We start from the raw sequence: 21,492 nt of genomic DNA, 5'->3' as shown, positions 1-21,492 counted from the left end.
CCAGGCGCACGCTGGGGACATGGAGAAGTGCGCCACCATGATTCGCAGCCAGGTAGAACGCAGCGGTTCCAAACAAGCCAAGGACCATGAAAAACCAGACGGCTCATGACCCGACCGTCACCCTGAAGTTGCCGTCGAGCGTGATGGGCCGTGCGCTGGTCCAGGCGCTTCGAAACGCCGGCATTCCCGTCGATGCGATTGGCAGCGTGACCTCGGGCTATCTCTTCGTACGGACGACGGGCCGCTTCGGCAAGCGGGCAAATACCTTTCGATGGTTTGCCGCCGGCAGCAGCGAAGCGTCGGTGGCTGTGTTCGCTTTGCCACATACGGAAGAGGAGGCCGAGAACCATCCCGCGGCGGACGGCAGGCATGGCTTCGTTCTTCCGGTCACGCAGCGGCGCGTGCCCACGACCGTGACTTACCTGCGCGTTTGGAAGGAACTTGAGCAACATGCGCGCCGCGCCGAGTACGACCTGCATGCAAAACGGATTGCTTACTTTCGTGGTCTCGGACCGCCGCCCGATGCCCTCGACCGGGAGCTGGTGAACCGCGCATGGGCCACCGCGAACCAGTGTCTCGCGGCCGCGACCGACGAGATGAGCCAACGGGCTTCAACGAGCGGACCGCCCGCCGGTCCTCTTGGATCTTCGGCAGGCGATTCCGCTGCTACCGGTAGCGATTCGTACTGACCCACGTCCGACCCGCGCCTCGCTATAGAACTTTTCATGTAAACACTTGCGCGACTCGCGCGAGACCATCGGTTTGCTGCAGGGATATCCCGCATGGAATGAGTCGGCGGCGACAATCCATCGAGGGTCTAATGAGCTTCACGGCTCAGTCCGAACAAACCGTTTGGCATGAAAAAATCACTCCTGAGGCTTGTCGCGGCATGGGGCTTTGCAGCGCTCGCACCGGCGGCGCATGCCGAGCCCGTCGTGTTGTCGCTGGTGCACGCCGCAACCACCACGCACCCGGCGCATCTGGCGGCACTCCAGTTTGCGAAGCGCGTCGAAGAGCGCACGCGCGGGCAGGTAAGCGTGGAGATCTTTCCCGCGTCTCAACTCGGCAGCGAGAACGAACTGCTGCAGAAGGTCAGGCTCGGCGCCGTCGACATGGACGTGACCTCGATGAACTATCTCATCAAGTACGAGAAAACGTTCTCCGTTGTCATTCTTCCGTATCTGTTCGACAGTTATTCGCACGCCCACCGCGTGCTCGATGGCCCGGCGATGAAATGGCTCGCACCGCTTGCCGAGAAGCAGGGCTTCATCATCTTGTCCAACTGGGAATGGGGATTCCGCAATCTCACCAACAACAAGCGCCCGGTCAACGTGCCTGAAGACGTGCGGGGCCTCCGGGTGCGCGTTCCGCCCGTCGCCGAGCTCGAGGCCACCATGGAAGCGCTGGGTGCCCAGGTCAGCAAGGTGGGCTTCAAAGAACTTCCCCAGGCGCTGTCGCAGGGCGTGGTCGACGGCCAGGAGAACCCGATCAACGTCATCTACTACAACAAGTTGTACGAGGCCCAGAAGCACCTCGCCTTGACGCGCCATGTGTACTACAACACGCTTCACCTCATGAGCGCCACGAGTTGGGCAAAGCTCACGCCGGCGCAGCAAGCCATCGTGCGGGAAGAAAGCAAGGCGGCAGGCGACGGCATGCGCAAGAAAATCATCGCCGAGGAGGAGCAGCTCATCGCCAGGATGGCCGCCGCCGGCGTGAAGGTCACGCGGCCCGACCCCGCGCCGTTTCGCGCCGCCACGCAAAGCGCCCGCGCGGAGATCGCGCGCTTTGCCGGCGAAGAGAACGTGCGCACTTTTCTGAAGATGGTCGATGCAGAGCGAAAGCGGTGAGGCGCCTCGCCAGCGAGGACCGCGGAGTCGGCCGCATTTGAGCCAATTGCTGGCCGGCTTCTCGTGGCGGAAACGATCGCTCAGCCTGCGGGTAGAGATCGCTCTGGGGTTCGGCGTCGTCATCGCGCTGATGCTCGCACTGGGCGTTGCCTTCTATCTGAGCGAACAGCGGTCCTCGGCCGCCATCGACAAGTTGTTGAACAGTGACAACCGGATGGCGGACCTGAGCTTGCGCAGTTCGCTGGCGATGTACAAGGCGCGCGAAGCCGAAAGCGAGCTCCTGCTGTCGGCGGATCGGCTCGGCGTGGCGGAGGCCAGCACGCGTTCGCTGCCCGCCATGCAGAACCATTTGCTGGATATGCGCGAGTACCTGGCCAGCCTGCGAATCGTCTCGACCGATCCGCGGTTTCGGGACCAGGTCGATCGGATCGAGGCCCAGACCCTGCAATACGAGAACGGGTTTCTCGCGTTCATCAAGCAGCATGGCAAGGAGGGCAATCTCGGCGCGGCACGCGCGTCGCGCCAAGGCTACGTCGATGCGGCGGTTGCCATCGAGTCCTCCGTGGAGGCGCTGCACACCGCGGCAAGCAAGCGAGCGCTTCAAACGCGAAGCGACGTCGCACGTGCAGCCAGTTTCTCGCGCTGGGCCGCCATTGCCATGATTGCGATGGCCGCTGTCATGGGCGTCGTGATCGCAAGGATCGTCTCGCTGCGCATCACGGGCTCCATCACGCAGCTCATCGCCTTCTCCCGGCGCGTTGCCTCGGGAGACTTCAGCGCAAGGGCGCAGCAAGGCCGCGACGATGAGTTCGGCATCCTGGCAAGGGCCATGAACCAGATGGCCGAGTCGATCGAGAATTCCAACGTGCTGCTGGAAAGCAGCGCCGACACCCTGAAGCACCAGGCCACCCACGATGCGTTGACTGGGCTCCCGAACCGCGCGCTGCTGGAAGATCGGCTCAAGCAGGCCATTTCGTATGCCGATCGATACGGGCGGCTGATGACGGTGGTGTTCATCAACCTCGATGGTTTCAAGCTGGTCAACGACAGCCTGGGCCGCAAAGCCGGGGACGATTTGCTGAAGGTCATGGCCGGACGCATGAGCCAGTGCCTGCGCAGCGTGGACACGGTGGTGCGAACGGGCGGCGACGAGTTCGTGATCGTGCTGTACGACCAGCCGGGCGACGGGGCAGAGATCGCTCCGGCACTGCGAAGGCTGCTCGAGGCCATCGCGTGGCCGATCCAGATCGGCAGCCAGGCGGTCCAGGTCACGGCCAGCATGGGCGTGGCCACCTATCCCGCGGATGGCGCCGACGCCGACGCCTTGGTCATGAATGCCGATGCCGCGATGTCGCGTGCCAAGGCCTCGGGGCGCAACACCTTCCGGTTCTATGCGTCCGAGATGAACGACACGGTCCGCGACAAACTCGCCATGCGCGAAGGGCTGCGCAATGCCATCGCCCGGGGCGAGTTTCACCTCGTGTACCAGCCCCAACTGGAGATGAGTTCGGGTCAGGTGATTGGCGCGGAGGCATTGATCCGTTGGAACCACCCCGAGCGTGGCTTGATACCGCCGGCAGACTTCATCCCCCTGGCCGAAGAGACGGGGCTCATCGTTCCCATCGGCGAATGGGTGCTGCGCGCCGCTTGCTTCCAGAACAAGGCCTGGCAGCATGCGGGCCTGCCCGCATTCGCCGTTTCGGTCAATGTGTCCGCACGGCAGTTCAGGGAGAGGACCCTGATCGAGCAGGTCGCCCGGGCGCTCGCGGAAAGCGGGCTCGAAGCCCGGTTTCTCGAACTCGAGCTGACCGAAAGCCTGGTGATGGAAGATCTCGACAGCGCCCTGCTGTCGATGAAGGCGCTGCAGGGGATGGGCGTGCAGCTCTCCATGGACGATTTCGGAACCGGCTATTCCAGCCTGAGCGCCATCAAGCGCTTTCCGATCGCCCGGCTGAAGATCGATCGAGCCTTCGTGCGCGACATTCCGGATGACGAAGAAGACAAGGCGATCGCCAAGGCCATCATCTCGCTGGGGCACGAACTCAGTCTGAAGGTCATCGCGGAAGGCGTCGAGACCGAGCAGCAGCTGCAGTTCCTGCTCGCCAACGGCTGCGACGAGATGCAGGGCTACCTCTTCAGCCCCCCTGTCTCACCCACCGAACTCGCCGCCCTGGTCAGAACACGTTTCGCCACTGCACACGCGCCGAGCGCGCTGCCTCGGTCGATGCGCGGCTAGCCGCCGAAGCGCCGCAGCTCTACAACCCGGGCCGCCAGCTCCCGTGAAAACCGAACGGCACGCGGTGGGGCAAGCGGGCGACCGCAACGGGTCCCGCGGGCAGGTTCCTGGCATCGAACACCAGCAGGTCGCTGCGCTTTTCGTGTTCGCGCCAAGCCACGGCGAGCAGCCATCCATCGCCCTCGGCCGCATCCGTGGCGCGCGGAACGAACACCGGTTCGGACACGACGTCGCCATGCGGGAGCGTGTGCATGCTGCGCTCGCCGGTATCGAAATCGAAACGGGCCAGACTGTCGTAGAGCACGCTCTCCGAATCGTCCCTCGCGCGCGCGGTCGCATGGCAGGTGTAGAAGCCGTAGCGATTGCGCCGGCCGGTGTACCGCTCGTCGATGCGAGGGAACTCGGCAACCAGGTCGTCCAAATACTCGCGCTGGAACCCGGTGCCCTTGCCGGCCATGTCGAAGGTCCAGCGGCACAGGCGCGCGGCCATGGCCTGGGGGTCGCCGGGGCGGCCTTCGGCATCGGGCAAACCGGGCGCCGTGTCCGACTGCATCACAAGGGCCACGATGGTGTCGCCCTCGTCCCAGGCATTCATCACGTGGAACACATGGCAGGCGTCGGTGTCGAACCAGCGCAGGGTGTCGGCGGCGCTGCCGCGGCGCATCACGCCCACGTGCGTGCGCTTGGCGGCATCCCATGCGAGCAGCGGCTTGCCACGCATGGCGCGCTCCACGCTGAGCGTCAGCGGCGTGACTGGAAAGAGCACGTGTCCGCGGGTCAGCATGAAGTCGTGCGCCATGCTGGCATACGGCGCCATGAACGACTGGAGTTGCGTGACCTCGCAGTGCTTGTCCATCACGCCATAGAGCATGGTCGGCGAACAGGGGCCGTCGGGTGAGTACGCAAAGAAATGCAGTTCGCCGCTCTCGGGGTCGAGCTTCGGGTGCGCGGTACAGCGCGAGGTCAGGCGGTCGCCAAAGCTCTGGTGTCCCTTGGAAGCCAGCGTGAGGGCATCGAGCTCGAAGGGCTGGTGCGACTCTTCGAGAGCGAACAGACGGTCGCCGTGCCACAGCATGCTGGTGTTGGCCGTGCCGCCGTTTCGGCCCTGCGTCAGGGGGTCGCTGGTGGCGGGGTTGCCGAAGGTGCCGAACAGCGCGCGTCCGGCTTCATGCTCGAGCTGCCACTTCGGCGTGCGCACCCAGCGATTGCTGTACGACACCTTGCCCAGGCCGATGTGGAAGGCATGCACCATGCCGTCGCCGGAGAACCAGTGGTAGTTGTTGTCGCGCGGCGCGTACTGCGGGCTCGGGCCGACGCGGTACAGGCTACCCGACAGCCCGCGCGGCAGCGTGCCTTCGATGTCGAGCGCCGCAATGTCGTGCTCCTCGGTCAGAGGCGCGTAGTTGCCGGTGAAGAAATGCGCGTTCGTCTGTGTTGCTGCGTTCACGTGGAGCCTCGGTTCATTCAGGAGGACGACGTGGCGTTCAGGTGCGCGACGGCCTGCCCGACATAGGTGGCCAACGCCTCGTCGATGCCCGAACCGACCCGCAAAGCCACGTCCTGGCGGAACGCTTGCTGCAGCTTCGCGTGCAAGGTGGCATCGCCGCCGACCTTGGCCAGCGATAGCGCCTGCCAACGCATCGCCAGCGCGCGCATGGCAGCGCCATCCGTGGGTGCGGGCGCCAGCATCCGCTGCCGAACTTCGGCGATGAGCGGCGGCCACGCGTCGGTCTGGGCGACGTAGTTCTGGCGCAGCGTGGCCATGTCGTCAGCGCTGCAGTACGGCGTGTAGAGCTGCAGGCGCGCGAACGCCATTGCGTGCGAGATGAACCGGATGCCGACGCGGTCCACGCCTGTCAGCGCGTGCAGCGATGGCTCGTTCCAGTGCATGGTGTAGAGCTTGATCAGCAGGCCTTCGTCGCCGCCGGCTTCTTCGAGCAGCATCGCAATCCAGCGCCGTGCCAGGGACTGCGCCTGCGGGCTCTCGGGCGATGCGCCGGCCGCGACGAGGCTGTGCAGCCACGTCGACAATTCGGCGCGCTCAGGCGCCATCGCATCGGTGAATCCGTCACGCCGAGTGTTGAGCGTGCGCTGTTCGTCGTCGCTGAAGTACTTCGCGCCCGCGACCATGTTTTCGAGCGCCAGCAGCCAGTCGTCGATCTCGGGCTCTTTGCTGGCCTGCAACTGGCCTTGCACTGAAAGCAGATGGGTTCGCAGTGCCGATGCCTGCATGATTTCGCGGTCGAGTTGCGCGACCTGTCGGGCCACGACTTCGGACATATCGCCGGCCGGGTTGTCCAGGAGGCCTTGTATGTCCGCCAGCGGCAGATCGAGCCGGCGCAGTGCCTGGATGCGGTAGAGCCGCGCCACATCCTTCCGGCCGTACAGCCGGTAGCCGCCACTGGATCTTTCGGAAGGCACCAGCAGTGCGATGTCGTCATAGTGGCGCAATGCGCGCACTGTCAGCCCGGTGCGCCGGGCAAGTTCACCAATCTTCAAAAACATGCCTTCCCTCTCAAGTTGAAGGCATCCTAGACTCTGCCGCCACGAGAGGGTCAAGCCCTGCAGCAGAGAATTTGCAAGCAGGGAATGGAATGGATTTCGTCAGGCCGGCGCGCGCTTGGCCAGTTCGAGCTTGGCGATCGCGTTGCGGTGCACTTCGTCGGGCCCGTCGACGATGCGCACGGTGCGCTGGTGCGCATAGGCTTCGGCAAGCCAGAAGTCCTGGCTCACGCCGGCCGCACCATGCGCCTGGATGGCCCAGTCGACCACCTTGCACGACATGTTGGGCGCCACCACCTTGATCATCGCGATCTCGGCGCGCGCTTCCTTGTTGCCCACGGTGTCCATCTTGTAGGCCGCATTGAGCGTGAGCAGGCGGGCCTGGTCGATGAGGCAGCGCGACTCGGCGATGCGCTCGTGCCAGATCGATTGCTCCGCCAGCGGACGGCCGAAGGCCACGCGGCTGCGCAGCCGGTCGCACATCAGTTCGAGCGCGCGCTCGGCCGCGCCGATGGAGCGCATGCAATGGTGAATGCGCCCCGGGCCGAGCCGGCCCTGTGCGATCTCGAAGCCGCGACCTTCGCCCAGCAGGATATTGGCCACCGGCACGCGCACGTCTTCCAGCAGCACTTCCATGTGGCCGTGCGGTGCGTCGTCGTAGCCGAACACCGAGAGATGGCGCAGCACGGTGATGCCCTTGGTGTCGCGCGGCACCAGCACCATCGACTGCTGCGCATGGCGCGGTGCGTCGGGGTCGGTCTTGCCCATCACGATGAAGATCTTGCAGCGCGGGCTGCCCGCGCCCGAAGAGAACCACTTGCGGCCGTTGATCACGTACTCGTCGCCTTCGCGGCGGATGGTGCACTGGATGTTGGTGGCGTCCGACGATGCGACAGCGGGCTCGGTCATCAGGAAGCCCGAGCGGATCTCGCCGGCCAGCAGCGGTGCCAGCCATTCGTCCTTGTGCGCCTCGGTGCCGTAGCGCTCGATGGTTTCCATGTTGCCGGTGTCAGGCGCCGAGCAGTTGAACACCTCGCCCGACCACGAGACGCGGCCCATCACTTCGCACAGCGGCGCGTAGTCGAGATTGGAGATGGCCGGCACATCGCGGTGCGGGTGGGGCAGGAACATGTTCCAGAGGCCGGCCGCGCGCGCAACGGGCTTCAGCTCCTCGATCAGCGGCGAGACCTGCCAGGCATTGCCCTGGCGGCGGAAGGCGTCCATCTCGTGGTGGTAGCGCGCTTCGTTCGGATAGATGTGCTGGTCGAAGAACTTGTTCAGGCGTTCGAGCAGATCGCGGGTCTTGGTGGAGGGTTCGGCAAACATGAAGCGTCCTTTTTGCGGGGTTTGGACAATTCAAACACCGCGGACCGTTGCGAGCCGTCTCGAAAGTGACGCTAGAACAAGTGCGCGCGGCTACCGCTGCATGCCTCTTGCATGCATCGCGGTACCCTTTTCTCTCAACGCCCAGTCGCGCCCTGCGGCAGCAGCACGATCTTGCCGAGCGTGCTTCCGCTGTCGAGCAGTTCGTGCACGCGGCGCGCATCCGCGAGCGCAAAGCAGGTGGCCGGCGGCGCATGCACGCGGCCTTCGGCCATGAGGGCGATGGCGGCCTGCATGAGCCCGCGCCGCTGCGGCACGTCGTCGTCCACCGAATGGATCGAGAAGGTGCGCACGGCCAGGCTCCGGCTCAAGAGCTTGCGCAACTCTGCGAACACATCACCGGCCGGCGGGCCGTTCACGATGTTGTAGGAGACCACCATTCCGAACGGCGCCAGCGCGCGCAGGCAGGCAATGAAGAGCTCGCCGCCAAGATGATCGAAGGCCAGGTCGACACCGCGCCCGTTGGTGAGCTGCATGACCTTTTCGGCCAGGCCGGACACGTCGCTCTCGACGATCTCGTGCGCGCCGTTGGCCAGCGCGAAGTCGCGCTTCTGCGGCGTGGAGGCGGTGCCGAATACGCGCAGGCCGCGGTCGCGCGCCACCTGCGCCAGCGCCGTGGCCACGCCGCCCGCCGCACCGGGCACCAGGATCGATTGCGCGGGCAGGTTGCCGTTGCTCGACAGCATGGCCAGCGCCAGCTGGAAGTTGCCGAGGCTCACCGCATCCTCGAAGCGGATCGCATCGGGAAGGATGAAAGGCGCGGCTTCGGGCACGCAGATGGCTTCGGCGTAGCAGCCGCCGCGCTGCTTCAGTTCACGCGCGCTCACCAGCACGCGCTGGCCGACCTGCAGAGCCGTGACGCCGGCACCGACCGCATCGACGATCCCGGCCATCTCGTTGCCGGGAATCGCCGGCATCGGCGGCATCCACTTGTAGGTGCCGTTGCGGATCAGCACGTCCGGGCCGCCGGCACCGATGGCCATGGCCTTGACACGCACTTCGCCCGCCTGCGGCCGCGGCAGCGGGAGTTCCACCAATTGCAGAACCTCGGGGCCGCCGGGCGCCTGGAGCTGGATCGCCTTCATCGTGGTGTGCGTCATCAGCGCTGCCCGTCGTGCACGGACACCTTGTCCTTGGTGAGCCCACCCAGGCGCGCATGCACCCGCCCGCCCGTGCCCATGACCAACGCGAACAAAATCTCGTTCGGCCGCGGCGCGTCCTGGATGCCGATCTCCATCGAGTTGTAGTGGCTGCGCACGTACGCGGCATGGATGTAGTGCAGCGGCACCATGAGCCGGTAGCCCGTGGCGGCCACGGCCTTGGCCGAAGGCACGATCGCCTTCGGTTCGCCGAGCACCTCGCGCATGGCCCAGCCGCCGGCCTCGTGCCAGACCGCGCCGTGCTCCAGCTCTCCGTTCACGCCGACGATCGCGGCCTTGCTGTAGACCTCGACGTTATCGCGCCCGAGCACCTCGATCAGTTCGGTCGCCAGCAGCGTGCCGAGCGAGCGCAGCTCGGCCATGAAGGGCATCAGGTCCGGCTCGTAGCGGCCTGCGTAGGGGTTGTGGATGACCGCGCAGGCGGCGGCCAGCCTGAGCGGCGTGGCGGCCGGCGGACCGCCCTCGTGGTAGATGGTCTCGATGGAAAGGCTGCGCTTGCGGATCTCGATCAGCGACATGGATGGGTCCTCACTGTTTGGGTATGCGTGCATCGTTCACCACGGTGGTCCACCGCTTGAGCTCGGTGGCCACCATGGTGGTCATTTCTTCGGGTGTGCTGCCGCGCGCTTCGCCGCCCATTTCTTCGAGCCGCGCGCGCACGGCCGGCACCTGCAGGGCCTTGAGCGTCTCGGCATGCAAGCGGTCGACGATGGGGCGCGGCGTGCCCGCGGGCGCCATGAAGCCGGCCCAGGAGCGCACGTCGTAGCCGGGCACGCCCTGCTCGGCCACTGTTGGCAGCTCGGGCATCTGGCTCCAGCGCTGCGCGCCGGTGGTGGCCAGCGCGCGGAGCTTGCCGGCCTTGATGTTGGCCAGCACGGCCGTCGGCGGCGCGATGATCATCGGCACCTCGCCGCCGAGCAGCGCCGCGACCGACGCCGCATCGCCGCGGTACGGAACGTGCAGCAGTTCGACGTTGGCGCTCTTCACCAGAAGCTCGCCGGCCAGGTGGTGCGTGGAGCCGATGCCGGCCGATCCGTACGACACGCCGCGCGCATCGGCACGCGCAGCCGCCAACATCTCGGAAAGCCCGCGGTAGGGCGAATCGGCGCGCACCACCAGCAGGAACGGAAAGTAGGTGATCGTCGAGACCATCTGGAAGTCCGTCACCGTCTGGTAGCTGAGCTTGTTGTAGAGCGCGCCGGCCACCGCATGGCCGCCCGTGGCCAGCAGCAGCGTGTAGCCGTCGGGCTTGGCACGCGCCACCGTGCCCGAGGCAATGGTGCCACCGGCACCGGTCTGCGCCTCGACCACGAAGGGCTGGCCCAGCCCCTTGGCCATCTCCGTGCTGACCACGCGCGCGATGGTGTCGGCGTTGCCGCCGGCGGCAAAGCCCTGGTAGATCTTGATCGGCTTGTCCGGGAAGCCCTGGGCCAAGCCGTGTAAGGGTGCCGCGCAGGCCAGGGTCAGGCCTGCGGCAACGAGCAATCGTCTGTGCCACATGGTTTTGTCTCCAATGGTTGTGGATGAAGGCCGCGGCTTGTGCCGCCGCGGTCCGGTCCGGGAGCTTCAGTCCTGCTGGACGATGGGATTGCGCAGCACGCCGATGCCTTCGATCTCGACCTCGCACACGTCGCCCGGCTTCATGAATCGCGGCGGCTTCTTGCTCCAGCCCACGCCGGCCGGCGTGCCGGTGGCGATGACGTCGCCGGGGGCGAGCGTGAAGATGGTCGACGAGTAGCTGATGAGCTTCGGAATGCTGAAGATCATGTGGCCCGTGTGGCTGCTCTGCACCACTTCGCCGTTGAGCCGAGTCTCGAGTTTGAGTTCGCGGCCGGGCGCGATCTCGTCGGCCGTCACCATCCAGGGACCGAAGCCGCCGGTCGATTCGAAGTTTTTCCCCGAGGCGATCTGCTTGGCATGGAACTGCCATTCGCGCACGCTGCCGTCGTTGTAGCAGGAGTAGCCCGCCACGTGGTCGAAGGCATCCGCCTCGGCGATATTGCGGCCGCCCTTGCCGATGATCACGGCAAGCTCGCCTTCCCAGTCCAGCGATTCCGACACGTGCGGCCGCACGATGGGCTGGTTGTGCGCGCACTGCGAGCGCCACACGCGCAGAAAGATCGGCGGCTGCTCCGACAGTTCGCGGTGCATGCCGGCGGCCAGCACCTCCTGGTGGTGGTCCATGTAGTTGCGCACCGCGCAGACGATCTTCTCGGATTTCGGGATCGGCGGAAGAAAAGTGATGTCGGCCAGCTTGGCCGCGATGGGCAATCCTTCCACATGCTGCGCCGCCTGCAGGTACTCGCCCGTGGCGATGTAGTCGACCAGGCCCGCATGCTGCGGACGCGCCTTTCCGAGATCGACCACGCCGTCGCCGACGACGGCGCCCCAGGTTTCGCGGCCTTGATGGACATATGACAAAAGCTTCATGGGAACTCCGGTTGGGATGTGAGGGTGGAAAAAATGGTGGCCGGGTCAGGCGGCAGGTGTCACTGGCGTCACTGCGTCACTGGCGCGCGCGATTCGAACTGCGCCTGCCACTGCGCGAGCGGCATGAAAGTGGGGTCCTTGCGGCAGGCCTCCTCGGTCTCGCGCATCAGTGTCTCGTCGTCCTTCGAAAGATCGAGCGGATCGCCATGCGGCTGCGCGATGTAGAACGGCGTGTCGATGTAGATCTCGACCGTGTTGCCTTCCGGGTCGAGCATGTAGACCGAGAGCGCATTGCCGTGGTTCAGGCCGCGGATACTGGTCGCGCCCCGAGCCTCGGCCCGCGCCGAGATGTCGCGCAGGTGCTGGATGCTCGGCACCACGAAGGAGATCTGCATCACGGTGCTGAACTTCGCCTCCGGCGGCCGCCCCGAGGCCAGCACCAGCTGGTGGTGCTGGTCCGGGCTCGCGCTGGTGAACACCAGCTGGTTCTTGAAGGTGCGGCCTTCGCCGCGATCGGTGATCGTGAGGTCGAAGGACTCGGTGTAGAAGGCCACCATCCGTTCCAGGTCGGTGACGAAAATGCCGAAATGCGAAGGCGTGGGTCGGGCGACCTTGAGCATGCTGTCTCCAGGGTGAGGGGGTGGGGCTTCGCGCCCCTAGGTTTGCGCGGCCTCGGCGGCCCTGAGCGCGGCCAGCACGTTGCGTTGCGTGCTGAGGATGTGTTCCTCGAGCAGCGCACAAGCCGTGTCCGTGTCGCGGCGCAAGGTGGCGTCCATGATCTTTCGATGCTCGTTCGACTTGCGGCGTGCGGTCTTCCTGTGGCGGGCAGAAAACCGCCGGTAGCGTTCGGCCTGGTCGAACAGGCTCGCGCCCCACACGCGCTGGCGGAGCGACGGGCACGCGGCCAGCAGCGACAGGTGAAAGGCGCGATGAAGCTGCGACCAGTCGTTGTCCAGAATGACGGGGCCATCGCTCAGGCGCGACTCCACCTTCTCGAGCCGGTGGAAAGCGGCCAGGATGGCGGCCTCCCAAGCGTCGTCGCCGTGGGCAATAGCTTCGCACAGCGCGGGCACGTCGAGCATCACGCGCATGCGTGTGATGTCGGCCAGGTCGTCTTCCGAAATGGGCGCCACGCGAAAGCCGCGACGCTCGTCGGCGCGCACGAGCCCTTCTTGCGCCAGACGGCTGAGCGCCTCGCGCAGCGGGCTGCTCGAATAGCCGTAGGCGGTCTGTAGCTCGTCGAGCTTGAGCTTGGCGCCGGCCTCGAAGGTGCCGGCGAGCACGTCCTGCCGCAGGCGGGTGAAGGCCTGCTCGACCAGCGGCGGTTCGTAGGCGGGGGAGATTTCTTGTTTATGCATGGAAATCATTTTATGCATCGCCTCTTCATGCGCCGTCGCCTGCTCGCCTGGCGCCCACGAGCACGAACAGCATGGTCGCGTGCTTGTCGCCGAGGTTGCGCCATGCGTGCCGGTTGCCGTGCTGCACGGCCACGTCGTGCCGGCGCAGCAGCACCTGCGCGCCGTCGTCCAGCTCCAGCGTGATCTCGCCTTCGAGCACGATGTCGTAGTCGATGCTGTCGGTGGTGTGCATGCCCGGGTGATCGGGCTCGAAGGTCTCGGCCAGGCCCGGCACGAGGCGCCCGGCCTCGGCGCCGAAGGCGGCCGCATCGAAGTCGGCGCGCATCATGACCGCGTCGGGCGGGAAGGTGACCATCATGACGCGGGTGCCGCCCGCAGCCGGCGCGAACCCTGCCTCGCCCGTGCGGTCGCTTGCAGTACCCGCGCCCACGGTGTCGGCGGCCTCCGTCGCCCACAGCAGCGCTGCGCCATGGCCGGGCAGGGTCGTGAACTCCACGCTGCGCGGCGCAACGCCATCCGAGAGCACCCGGGCCTTGCCATCGGCGCCCGTGCCTGCCACCACGCGTCTGATTTTCATGGCGTGCCTCAGGGGTTGATGACGAAGTTGCTGAAGCCGCCGTTGCGGCTCGCGATGCCCGAGATCGCCTCGTTGATGCGGTCGAGCGGATAGCACACATGCTCGAACACCGAGAGGTCGAGCGTGCCGGCCTCGGCCATGTCGGCCATGTCCTGGCCTTCGCCGGCGGTGAACCAGGCCGAGCCTTCGATGCTCTGCTGCTCGTCCATCATGGTGTGCAGGTCCATGCCCACCATGCCGGCGATGGCGCCGATGTTGAAGGCGCGGCCGCCGCGCTTCAATGCGCGCACGCCCTGCTGGAAGGTTTCATGCGGCGCGCCGGGGCCCAGTGCGTCGATGAAGGTGTCTACGCCGAGGCCGTCGGTGCGGGCCTTGGCCCATGCGTCGATCGCCTCGCCGTCGGCATTGGAAAAGACCTCGATCCGGTCGGGCGCGAGCGCCTTGACGCGCTCCAGCAGTTCGCGGTTGCGCCCGGTGCCCAGGATGCGCGTGGCGCCCATGGCCAGCCCGAAGAGCGCGCCGCCGATGCCCAGCGTGCCGCTGATGCCGTTGATCAGCACGCTGCGGCCGGGGCCGACCTTCGCCTTGCGCATTGCGGAGTACATGGTGCCCAGGTAACCGAAGCGCGCCGCCTGGTTGAAGCTCACGTTGTCCGGCAGCTTCACCAGCGCGTATTGCGGCGCGATCATGTATTCGCACAGGCCGCCGTAGGGGTAGTTCTTGTACAGCTTGAGCGAGTTCTGCGAGAAACCGAAGTAGCCGCTGAACGCGTAGTGCGTGCAGTTGATGAGATCGCCGTTGCGGCATGCGCGGCAGCCGCCGCAGTAGAGGCTGGGGTTCACGTAGACGCGGTCGCCCGGCTTCCACGTGTGCACGTGCGAGCCGACCGCCGTCACCTCGCCGGCCGGGTCCAGCCCGAAGACCGCGGGCAGCGGCGGAAGCGGCAGCTCCGGAAACCAGGTCGTCCAGTTGGCCAGGATGTTGCCCAGGTTGGGCACGATGCCGCAGGCACGCACCCGCACCTGCACGTCATTGGCGGAAGGCTGCGGAATCGGCAGTTGCTCGACTTCCATCGGGGCGCCGACCTTGTGCAGTCGGGCGGCTTTCATCGTCGTCATGGTGTGTGTCTCCTTGCTGGGGTTGTCTGGAATTTCTAATGCACAAATCGCGTTTTATGCATTCTTTTCGACCCAGTGGCACGACGCCATCGGGGACAACCATTGGTGCACGGAAGTATGTTTTATGCACAATTCTATGTTCATGCATTTGAAAGATACCATGCTTCAACAAGATCCCGAATCCGTCGACGTGGCCGTCATCGGCTTCGGTCCCGTCGGCGCCACGCTCGCCGCATTGCTGGGCCGGCGCGGCCTGCGTGTCGCGGTCTGCGACAAGTCGGATCAGATCTATCCGCTGCCGCGCGCCTTTGCGCTCGACCACGAGGCGCTGCGCGTGTTCCAGGAAATCGGCATCGCCGGCACGCTGGCGCCGCACATGACGCCCTACCGCCCGACGATCTACCAGGGCAGCGACCGCGAACCCATCCAGCATTTCGACATGGGGCCCTCGCCCTACCCGCTCGCGTGGGCGCCGTCGTACACCTTCAACCAGCCGGCGCTCGAAGCCTCGCTGCGTGAAGCGGTCGGCAAGCTCCCCAGCGTGTCGGTCCATCTCGGGCACGAAGTGCTGCAGCTGAGCCAGTCGCCGGACCATGCGCTGCTCGGCGTTCGCCGGCCCGACGGCACCGGGGCGCAGCTGCGCGCGCGCTACGTCGTGGGCTGCGACGGCGGCACCAGCCCCACGCGCAAGCAGATGGGCCTGAAGCTCAAGAGCCTCGACTTCGACGAGCCCTGGATCGTCGTCGACATGCACGTGGATGAAGACAAGCTCGACCGCCTGCCCGCCACCAACGTCCAGTACTGCCATCCGTCGCGGCCCTGCACCTACGTGGTGGGCCCGGGCACGCATCGGCGCTGGGAGTTCCTGCTGCTGCCCGACGAGGCCGAGCAGCGCGAGATGCCGCACGAGTCGATCTGGAAGCTGCTCGCTCCCTGGCTCACGCCCGCGGATGCACGCATCTGGCGCGCCGCGACCTACCGTTTCCACGCAGTGGTGCTCGAGCAGTGGCGCAACGGGCGCGTGCTGCTCGCGGGCGACAGCGCGCACCAGATGCCGCCCTTCCTGGCCCAGGGCATGTGCCAGGGTTTGCGCGATGCGATCAACCTGGCGTGGAAGCTTCAGTGGGTGCTCGAGGAGCGCGTGCCCGAGAGCCTGCTGGACAGCTACGGCGACGAGCGCGGCCCGCAGGTCGAGGAGGTGACGGCAACCGTCAAGCGCCTGGGACAGATCATCTGCGAGCGCGATCCGGTGCGCGCGGCGGAGCGCGACCGCCGCCTGCGCGACGAGCAAGGTGGACAGGTGCGCATGCAGCTGCGCCAAAGCCTGCTGCCCGGCGTACACCACGGATTGATCGACCGCGACGAGTTGCCCGTGGGCACGCCCTTTCCACAGGCCATCGGATCGATCGAAGCCGGCGCGGCGCCGCAGATGATGGATGACCTGCTGCCGCACGGCTTTCTGCTGGTGCTGCGCCATGCGCCCGATGCGGCGGTGCTGCGTGCCCTGTGCGAGCCGGCGGCAGCCCTTGACGTGCAGCTGCTGTGCATCGATGTCGCAGCCGCATCGTCCGGTGTGGCAACACTGGTGGAAGCCGACGGCATCCTTGCCGCATGGTTCGAGCGCCACCAATGCGAGGCCGCGCTCGTGCGGCCGGATCACCTGGTCTACGGCGTGGCTCGCGACGCCGAAGACATCGAGGCCTTGATGCGGCGCGCCTGCAAAGCACTCGGCGCCACGCTGGGTCGCAGCGCCACCACCCTGCAGGAACCCGCATGACCGAAGCTTGCACCGACACCGAAGCCCTGCTGCTCGAACTGGAGACCGAGCGCTGCGATGCCATGAAGCGCGCCGACTTTGCGCGGCTGCGCGAGATCCTTCATCCCGCGCTCACGCATGTCCATGCCAAGGGTCAGATCGACGACTACGAAAGCTACTTCCGCTCGGGCGGCACGCATGTCGACTACCGGCAGATCGACCGCTCCGAACTGAAAGTGCATGTGCTCGGCAACACCGCGCTCATGACTGGCCGACAGCTGCTGGTGGCCGTGCGCAAGGACGGCAGCGGCACCGTGCGCATCGACTCGCGCGTGATGCAGGTCTGGACCGAGCACGAGGGCCGTTGGCGGCAGCTGGCGTTCCAGACCACGCCGCTTGCGATGAGCGTGAGCTGAACGTCTCGGAAGAAGCGCCCGTCTTCTTCAGGTGCCTGACGGCTGGCGTTGCATCTCGACCAGAGCGCGCAGCGCGGCCAGGTAAGACTGCGGACCCAGCCCTTGAACCGTGCCCCTGACGGCCGGCGAGATGATCGAATGCGCCCGCCAGGCCTCGCGCGCGGCGATGTTCGACATGTGGACCTCTACGGTGGGAAACGGCATCGCCTTGATCGCGTCGTGCAGCGGAACGCCGTGCTGCGTGAGGCCGGCGGGGTTGACCAACGCGCCCTGCGCGTCGTCGATATGGGCATGCAGGAAATCGATCAGGTCGCCTTCGTGGTTCGACTGGATCGTGTCCAGCGTCACGCCGAGTTCGTCCGCGAGCTTTTGCAGCCACGCGTCGATCTCGGCCAGCGTGGTCGTGCCGTAGATGTGGGGTTCGCGGCGGCCGAACAGGTTGAGGTTCGGACCGTGCAGGACGAGGATCTTCATGGGGGGCTCGCGTGGCTGCTGCTCATTTGCGGATGCGTGCGAGCTCGTCGCCGTAAAGCTTGACGATGGCGGGGTCGTAGCTGGCGGCAAAGCGGTCGACCACCGGCTTGGCGATCTGCCGCATGCGCGCCTGTTCGGCTGGCGCGAGCTCATTGAACTGTGCGCCCTTGGCCTGGAGCTCGCCCACCGCCCTTTGCGCGGCGGCGCGGCTCACCTGCCGCTGGTAGCCGCGCGATTCGTCCGCGGCCTCGCGCATCATCCTCTGCTCGGTGGGGCTCAGTGAGTCCCAGAACTTCTTGCTGACCAGCACGATGTTGGCCGCATACACGTGGTTGGTGGCGCTCACGAACTTCTGCACTTCGAAGAACTTGTTCGAAAGGATCACCGAATACGGGTTCTCCTGGCCGTCCACCGCCTTCGACTCGAGTGCGCCATACAGCTCGGCAAACGGCATCGGCACCGGGTTGGCCTTGAAGGACTTGAAGGTCTCCAGGAACACCGGGTTCGGAATCACGCGGATCTTCAATCCTTCGAGGTCCTCGGGCTTCGTGATCGGTCGCTTGCTGTTTGTCACGTTGCGAAAACCCAGGTCCCAGTAGCCGAGCGCGACCAGGCCCTTCTCCGGCAGCCTGGCGATCAGCGCCTGGCCGAGCGGGCCGTCGAGCAGCGCATCGGCCTGTGCAAAGTTGCCGACGGCGAACGGAAAGTCGACCAGGCCGAACTCCTTCACGATGCCCGCAAGCGAGGTGGTGGCCGGCGCCGACATCTGCTGCACGCCGCCCTGCAGCGCCGATTGCTGCTGCATCTCGTTGCCCAGCTGCGAGGCCGGGAACTCCTGCACCTTCATCTTGCCGCCGCTCTTGGCCGCGAGCAGTTCGGCAAAGCGCTTCACGCCAAAGCTCACCGGATGGTCCGCATTGTTGAGGTGGCCGAAGCGGATGACGCGCTCCTGCACGTCTTGCGCAAGCGCGGGAACGGCCAATGCAAAGGCCAGGCCGGCGGCGGCCAGCGAGCGATGAAGCTTTCTCAAGATGATCTCCGGCAGAAGTGGTGCGACGCGATCTTATGAGCAAAGTGGAAACTCTTTCCACTAGTGAAAACACTTGGCAAAAGAGCTAGAGTGGCGTCTGCCCATCCTTCGAACCACATGACCGCCATACTCGAACGCAGCTTCAAGGTGCTTGAGCACCTCGCCGGCCACCCCGAGGGCCGCGCCCTTTCCGCGCTCTCGGCCGAGCTCGACATGCCGCTGAGCGCCACCCATCGCCTGCTGAGCGAGCTGATCCGCTGCGGCTACGTGCGCCAGGACCAGAGCCACGGCGACTACATGCTGACGATCAAGCTCGTGTCCCTGGGCTTGAGCTTCCTGAGCAACAGCGGCATCGTGGACGTGGCGCAGCCGCTGCTCGACCGCCTCGCGGGCGAAGCGGGCGAGCTGGTGCGGCTCGCGGTGGTCGATGGCGACGAGCTCACCTTCGTCGCCAAGGCGCAGGGCGCCATGCGCGGCCTGCGCTACGACCCGGACATGGGCCTCTCGGTGAATCTGTCGTGCAGCTCCGCGGGCCATGCGTGGCTCTCGACCATGACCGACGAGCAGGCGCTGCAGCTCGTCGCCAGGCAGGGTTTCGGCAAGCCCGAAGACTACGGCCCGAGGGCGCCCACCAGCGTCAAGGCGCTACTCGCCTACCTGCGCGCGGCGCGCAAGCGCGGCTTCGCGATGATCACCGAGGTTTTCGCGCCCGGCATGACCGCCATGGCCGCCCCCGTGCACGGCGGCCACGGCGCGGTGATCGGCGTCATCACCATTGCCGGGCCGCTGGTGCGCCTGACGGAAGAGCGCATGCTCGAACTCGGGCCCGCTCTTCTCGCGGCCGCCGAAGATGTGGCACACGCCAGCGGCGCGTCGGCGCTTTTCAGGCGCAGGGCCTGAGGCTAGGACGGGCGGCCAGTGACGAGCGCATCCCGAAGGATCTGCCGAACAAGATGACGGACATGTGGACCGACGGGATGACTTACGCCAAGGCGCAGTAGATCCCCCGATGTCGATGTCGATGTCGATGTCGATGTCGATGCCGTCGCCCACGCCTAAAGCTTCAGGTTCACCTCCACCCGCGAATCGCCCGGCTCGGATTGCGCGACCACCACAATGCGCTCTTCCAGCCGCTGGAAATGCAGGTCCACCCGGGCGTCGCCGACCCGCAGCTGCCGCACGTGCAACTGGTCGATATCGGCCGGCAGCCTCGGGTGCACGATGGTCACCTGGCGCCGGATGCCGTCGACCTGCAGGCCGAGGCAGGCTTGCAGCAGCATGAATGCCGAGCCCGCCGCCCAGGCCTGCGGCAGGCAGGCCACGGGATACGCGATCGGCGATTGGCCGGGCTGGCGGTCGAATCCGCAAAACAGTTCCGGCAGGCGCATGCCGAAGTGCGCGGCCGACTCGAACAGGTTGTCGAGAATTCGCACCACGCCTTCGCGTTCGCCATAGCGCGCCATGCCGGCCGCGCACAACGCGGCGTCGTGCGGCCATACCGATCCGTTGTGGTACGACATCGGGTTGAAGCGCACCGCCTCCACGGGCAAGGTGCGGATGCCCCATCCCGACGCGAAGGCCGGCGATAGCAGCAGGCGGCCCACGGCCATGGCCCGTTCGACGATCGGGAGGCCGGTGAACAGCAGATGTCCCGCGTTGGAGGCGCGCACGCGGCAGGGCTGGTTGCGGCCATCGATGGCCAGCGCATAGAACTGCAGGTCGTCGAGCCAGAAGCGATTCTCGACCGCGGCGCGCATGTCCGCCGCACGCCGACGCCAGTGGCCGGCGCCGGGGTCGACGCGCCACTCGGCAATCGCCGCCATGCCAAGAAAGGCCGCATACACATAGCCTTGCACCTCGACGAGCGCGATCGGCCCTTCGGGCGTGCGGCCGTCGATATGAAAGATGGAGTCGTGGCTGTCCTTCCAGCCCTGGTTGACGAGCCCGCTGGTTTCACCGCGCTGGTAGGCGAGCAGGCCGTCGGGGTGGCGCGCCATGTTGCGCTCCATCCACTCGCAGGCAGCGAGCAGCGCGGGCCAGATCCGGTCAATGGTGGCGTGGTCTGCGGTGCGCTGCGCATAGGCGCCCGCCAGTGCCACAAAGAGCGGCGTGGTGTCGACCCCGCCGTAGTACTGCCCGAAGGGCAGCTCGTCGACCGCGGCCATCTCGCCCTTGCGGGTCTCATGCATGATTTTTCCGGGCTCCGCATCTCGGAAGCTCGAGGTCTGGCGCGACTGCCGCGCTGCAAGGAACTCGAGCACGCCCTGCGCCAGCCTGGGATCGATCCACAGGGTCTGAAAAGCCGTCACGATGGCATCGCGGCCGAAGGGCGTCGAGAACCACGGAATGCCCGCGTACGGATAGGGACCGGTGGGCAGGTCGGTGGTGAGCAACGCCAGGTCGGCGCGCGAGCGATCGAGCCATGCCTGAAACAGGCGGCCCGAACTCTCCAGCCGCGAACCGCGCCGCTGCCGCGCGCGCATGCGCCATCGCGCGAGCACGCCGGCTTCCCTGAACCGTTCGGGGCCGGGCCTCGCGGGCTCGGTTCCCACTTCGACGTAGAGCGTCCACTCGCCGTGCGCCGCGAGCGGCACGCTGAAGTTTGCGGTGCCGGCGTCCAGATGCTGCGGCACCTGCGAGAAGCCGATGCAGGCCCGCCGCAGCACCGTGTCGAGCCCCTCGTAGCTCAGCTCCACGGCCTGCACGCCGACGACCGGCGCATCGAACTCGCCGCGCCGCGCGCGCTGCTGGCCGCGCACCTCGAACATGTCGCGGAAGTCGGCGCCGAACTGCAGCGCGAGCGGTGCCTCTGCGGGCTGGTCGCTGTAGTTCACGAGCCGAAGCCGCTCGAACAGCCGCGCTCCCCAGAGAAAGCGCTTCCGCTCGAGATGGATCACGCCCTGCGGCATCGACGTGGAGCCCAGCACCGGCAGCGGACGGTTGGTGAGGTTTGCGGTGAAGAACACGTTGTCCTGGCTGACGCCGCTGGACAGCATCGACGGCCGCGCGCCGTTCAACCGCAGCACGAAGGTCGACAGCATGCGCGTGTCATGGTGAAAGAGTCCGTCCACGCCCCCGTCCACGTCGCCATGCGCATCCATCACGAAGTAGGTATCCCCCTCCTTGAGCACGAAGGCGTGCTGCACCGCGCGTTCGGTCGCCGGCTCGGCCTGTTCGGTTGCAGGCACTTCCTGGCTCATGC

Annotated in this window: 20 protein-coding genes; 6 read left to right on the top strand and 14 right to left on the bottom strand. The window is 66.4% G+C overall.

Going from position 1 to position 21,492, the window contains the following annotated elements; translation table 11 throughout:
* The first annotated feature begins 86 nt into the window (after positions 1-86).
* The 3 genes from BLR24_RS05280 to BLR24_RS05270 all read left to right on the top strand — a co-directional run bounded on the left by BLR24_RS05280 (position 87) and on the right by BLR24_RS05270 (position 4,086).
* Positions 87-689, top strand: a complete 603-nt coding sequence (locus tag BLR24_RS05280) for a hypothetical protein (protein ID WP_175543184.1) — start codon at positions 87-89, stop codon at positions 687-689.
* 168 nt (positions 690-857) lie between these two features.
* Positions 858-1,850, top strand: a complete 993-nt coding sequence (locus BLR24_RS05275; RefSeq protein ID WP_093013727.1) for a TRAP transporter substrate-binding protein — start codon at positions 858-860, stop codon at positions 1,848-1,850.
* Between the two features lie 37 nt (positions 1,851-1,887).
* A complete protein-coding gene (locus tag BLR24_RS05270) occupies positions 1,888-4,086 on the top strand; it encodes a putative bifunctional diguanylate cyclase/phosphodiesterase (RefSeq protein WP_254787174.1) in 2,199 nt (732 codons plus the stop codon).
* Between the two features lie 19 nt (positions 4,087-4,105).
* On the opposite strand, the gene BLR24_RS05265 is transcribed toward BLR24_RS05270, so the two are convergent.
* The 11 genes from BLR24_RS05265 to BLR24_RS05215 all read right to left on the bottom strand — a co-directional run bounded on the left by BLR24_RS05265 (position 4,106) and on the right by BLR24_RS05215 (position 14,614).
* On the bottom strand, positions 4,106-5,533 hold the full coding sequence (locus tag BLR24_RS05265) for a carotenoid oxygenase family protein (protein WP_093013724.1): 1,428 nt from the start codon (positions 5,531-5,533) through the stop codon (positions 4,106-4,108).
* Positions 5,534-5,550: 17 nt separating this feature from the next.
* A complete protein-coding gene (locus BLR24_RS05260; RefSeq protein WP_093013721.1) occupies positions 5,551-6,591 on the bottom strand; it encodes a MerR family transcriptional regulator in 1,041 nt (346 codons plus the stop codon).
* Positions 6,592-6,690: 99 nt separating this feature from the next.
* Positions 6,691-7,914, bottom strand: coding sequence for an acyl-CoA dehydrogenase family protein (locus tag BLR24_RS05255; RefSeq protein WP_093013718.1), 1,224 nt, complete (start codon positions 7,912-7,914; stop codon positions 6,691-6,693).
* Positions 7,915-8,048: 134 nt separating this feature from the next.
* A complete protein-coding gene (locus BLR24_RS05250; RefSeq protein WP_093013715.1) occupies positions 8,049-9,071 on the bottom strand; it encodes a zinc-dependent alcohol dehydrogenase family protein in 1,023 nt (340 codons plus the stop codon).
* Entirely contained in the window at positions 9,071-9,649 is a 579-nt protein-coding gene (locus BLR24_RS05245; RefSeq protein WP_093013712.1) for an amino acid synthesis family protein, read from the bottom strand. Before BLR24_RS05245 ends, BLR24_RS05250 begins: the two co-directional genes overlap by 1 nt.
* A 10-nt stretch (positions 9,650-9,659) precedes the next feature.
* A complete protein-coding gene (locus BLR24_RS05240; RefSeq protein WP_093013710.1) occupies positions 9,660-10,631 on the bottom strand; it encodes a Bug family tripartite tricarboxylate transporter substrate binding protein in 972 nt (323 codons plus the stop codon).
* A 66-nt stretch (positions 10,632-10,697) separates the two neighbouring features.
* A complete protein-coding gene (locus BLR24_RS05235) occupies positions 10,698-11,561 on the bottom strand; it encodes a fumarylacetoacetate hydrolase family protein (protein ID WP_093013707.1) in 864 nt (287 codons plus the stop codon).
* Positions 11,562-11,629: 68 nt separating this feature from the next.
* Complete coding sequence (locus tag BLR24_RS05230; RefSeq protein WP_093013704.1) at positions 11,630-12,181, bottom strand: VOC family protein; 552 nt, start codon at positions 12,179-12,181, stop codon at positions 11,630-11,632.
* Positions 12,182-12,217: 36 nt separating this feature from the next.
* Positions 12,218-12,937 carry a GntR family transcriptional regulator gene (locus BLR24_RS05225; protein WP_093013701.1) on the bottom strand — a complete coding sequence of 240 codons (720 nt, stop codon included), beginning with the start codon at positions 12,935-12,937 and terminating at the stop codon, positions 12,218-12,220.
* Between the two features lie 7 nt (positions 12,938-12,944).
* The gene (locus BLR24_RS05220) at positions 12,945-13,496 is read right to left on the bottom strand and encodes a cupin domain-containing protein (RefSeq protein ID WP_093013698.1); all 552 of its coding nucleotides are present in this window, start codon (positions 13,494-13,496) and stop codon (positions 12,945-12,947) included.
* Positions 13,497-13,504: 8 nt separating this feature from the next.
* Complete coding sequence (locus tag BLR24_RS05215; RefSeq protein ID WP_093013695.1) at positions 13,505-14,614, bottom strand: alcohol dehydrogenase catalytic domain-containing protein; 1,110 nt, start codon at positions 14,612-14,614, stop codon at positions 13,505-13,507.
* 160 nt (positions 14,615-14,774) lie between these two features.
* On the opposite strand from BLR24_RS05215, the gene BLR24_RS05210 reads away from it, so the two are divergent.
* A complete protein-coding gene (locus BLR24_RS05210) occupies positions 14,775-16,391 on the top strand; it encodes a bifunctional 3-(3-hydroxy-phenyl)propionate/3-hydroxycinnamic acid hydroxylase (RefSeq protein WP_175543183.1) in 1,617 nt (538 codons plus the stop codon).
* Complete coding sequence (locus BLR24_RS05205) at positions 16,388-16,786, top strand: nuclear transport factor 2 family protein (protein ID WP_093013689.1); 399 nt, start codon at positions 16,388-16,390, stop codon at positions 16,784-16,786. Before BLR24_RS05210 ends, BLR24_RS05205 begins: the two co-directional genes overlap by 4 nt.
* Positions 16,787-16,813: 27 nt before the next feature.
* Here BLR24_RS05205 and BLR24_RS05200 read toward each other — a convergent pair whose 3' ends face one another.
* Together BLR24_RS05200 and BLR24_RS05195 are read right to left on the bottom strand one after the other, a co-directional pair.
* Positions 16,814-17,260 carry a type II 3-dehydroquinate dehydratase gene (locus BLR24_RS05200; RefSeq protein WP_093013686.1) on the bottom strand — a complete coding sequence of 149 codons (447 nt, stop codon included), beginning with the start codon at positions 17,258-17,260 and terminating at the stop codon, positions 16,814-16,816.
* 22 nt (positions 17,261-17,282) lie between these two features.
* Complete coding sequence (locus BLR24_RS05195) at positions 17,283-18,290, bottom strand: TRAP transporter substrate-binding protein (protein WP_093013683.1); 1,008 nt, start codon at positions 18,288-18,290, stop codon at positions 17,283-17,285.
* A gap of 117 nt (positions 18,291-18,407) precedes the next feature.
* Between BLR24_RS05195 and BLR24_RS05190 the strand changes: the two genes are divergently transcribed.
* Positions 18,408-19,190, top strand: a complete 783-nt coding sequence (locus BLR24_RS05190; protein WP_093013680.1) for an IclR family transcriptional regulator — start codon at positions 18,408-18,410, stop codon at positions 19,188-19,190.
* A 155-nt stretch (positions 19,191-19,345) separates the two neighbouring features.
* Here the strand turns inward: BLR24_RS05190 and BLR24_RS05185 are convergent, their stop codons facing one another.
* A complete protein-coding gene (locus BLR24_RS05185; protein WP_093014722.1) occupies positions 19,346-21,490 on the bottom strand; it encodes an amylo-alpha-1,6-glucosidase in 2,145 nt (714 codons plus the stop codon).
* Positions 21,491-21,492 lie beyond the last annotated feature (2 nt).

It is taken from the genome of Variovorax sp. OV700, assembly GCF_900099805.1.
Lineage (GTDB): Bacteria > Pseudomonadota > Gammaproteobacteria > Burkholderiales > Burkholderiaceae_C > Variovorax.
This window is presented reverse-complemented; position numbering and strand designations above follow the sequence as displayed.

Coding starts and splice junctions, on each gene's coding strand:
- BLR24_RS05215 (WP_093013695.1), bottom strand. CDS start 14,614: ATGACGACGATGAAAGCCGCCCGACTGCACAAGGTCGGCGCCCCGATG.
- BLR24_RS05200 (WP_093013686.1), bottom strand. CDS start 17,260: ATGAAGATCCTCGTCCTGCACGGTCCGAACCTCAACCTGTTCGGCCGC.
- BLR24_RS05185 (WP_093014722.1), bottom strand. CDS start 21,490: ATGAGCCAGGAAGTGCCTGCAACCGAACAGGCCGAGCCGGCGACCGAA.
- BLR24_RS05205 (WP_093013689.1), top strand. CDS start 16,388: ATGACCGAAGCTTGCACCGACACCGAAGCCCTGCTGCTCGAACTGGAG.
- BLR24_RS05235 (WP_093013707.1), bottom strand. CDS start 11,561: ATGAAGCTTTTGTCATATGTCCATCAAGGCCGCGAAACCTGGGGCGCC.
- BLR24_RS05220 (WP_093013698.1), bottom strand. CDS start 13,496: ATGAAAATCAGACGCGTGGTGGCAGGCACGGGCGCCGATGGCAAGGCC.
- BLR24_RS05240 (WP_093013710.1), bottom strand. CDS start 10,631: ATGTGGCACAGACGATTGCTCGTTGCCGCAGGCCTGACCCTGGCCTGC.
- BLR24_RS05225 (WP_093013701.1), bottom strand. CDS start 12,937: ATGCATAAAATGATTTCCATGCATAAACAAGAAATCTCCCCCGCCTAC.
- BLR24_RS05250 (WP_093013715.1), bottom strand. CDS start 9,071: ATGACGCACACCACGATGAAGGCGATCCAGCTCCAGGCGCCCGGCGGC.
- BLR24_RS05260 (WP_093013721.1), bottom strand. CDS start 6,591: ATGTTTTTGAAGATTGGTGAACTTGCCCGGCGCACCGGGCTGACAGTG.
- BLR24_RS05210 (WP_175543183.1), top strand. CDS start 14,775: ATGCTTCAACAAGATCCCGAATCCGTCGACGTGGCCGTCATCGGCTTC.
- BLR24_RS05190 (WP_093013680.1), top strand. CDS start 18,408: ATGACCGCCATACTCGAACGCAGCTTCAAGGTGCTTGAGCACCTCGCC.
- BLR24_RS05280 (WP_175543184.1), top strand. CDS start 87: ATGAAAAACCAGACGGCTCATGACCCGACCGTCACCCTGAAGTTGCCG.
- BLR24_RS05255 (WP_093013718.1), bottom strand. CDS start 7,914: ATGTTTGCCGAACCCTCCACCAAGACCCGCGATCTGCTCGAACGCCTG.
- BLR24_RS05245 (WP_093013712.1), bottom strand. CDS start 9,649: ATGTCGCTGATCGAGATCCGCAAGCGCAGCCTTTCCATCGAGACCATC.
- BLR24_RS05230 (WP_093013704.1), bottom strand. CDS start 12,181: ATGCTCAAGGTCGCCCGACCCACGCCTTCGCATTTCGGCATTTTCGTC.
- BLR24_RS05275 (WP_093013727.1), top strand. CDS start 858: ATGAAAAAATCACTCCTGAGGCTTGTCGCGGCATGGGGCTTTGCAGCG.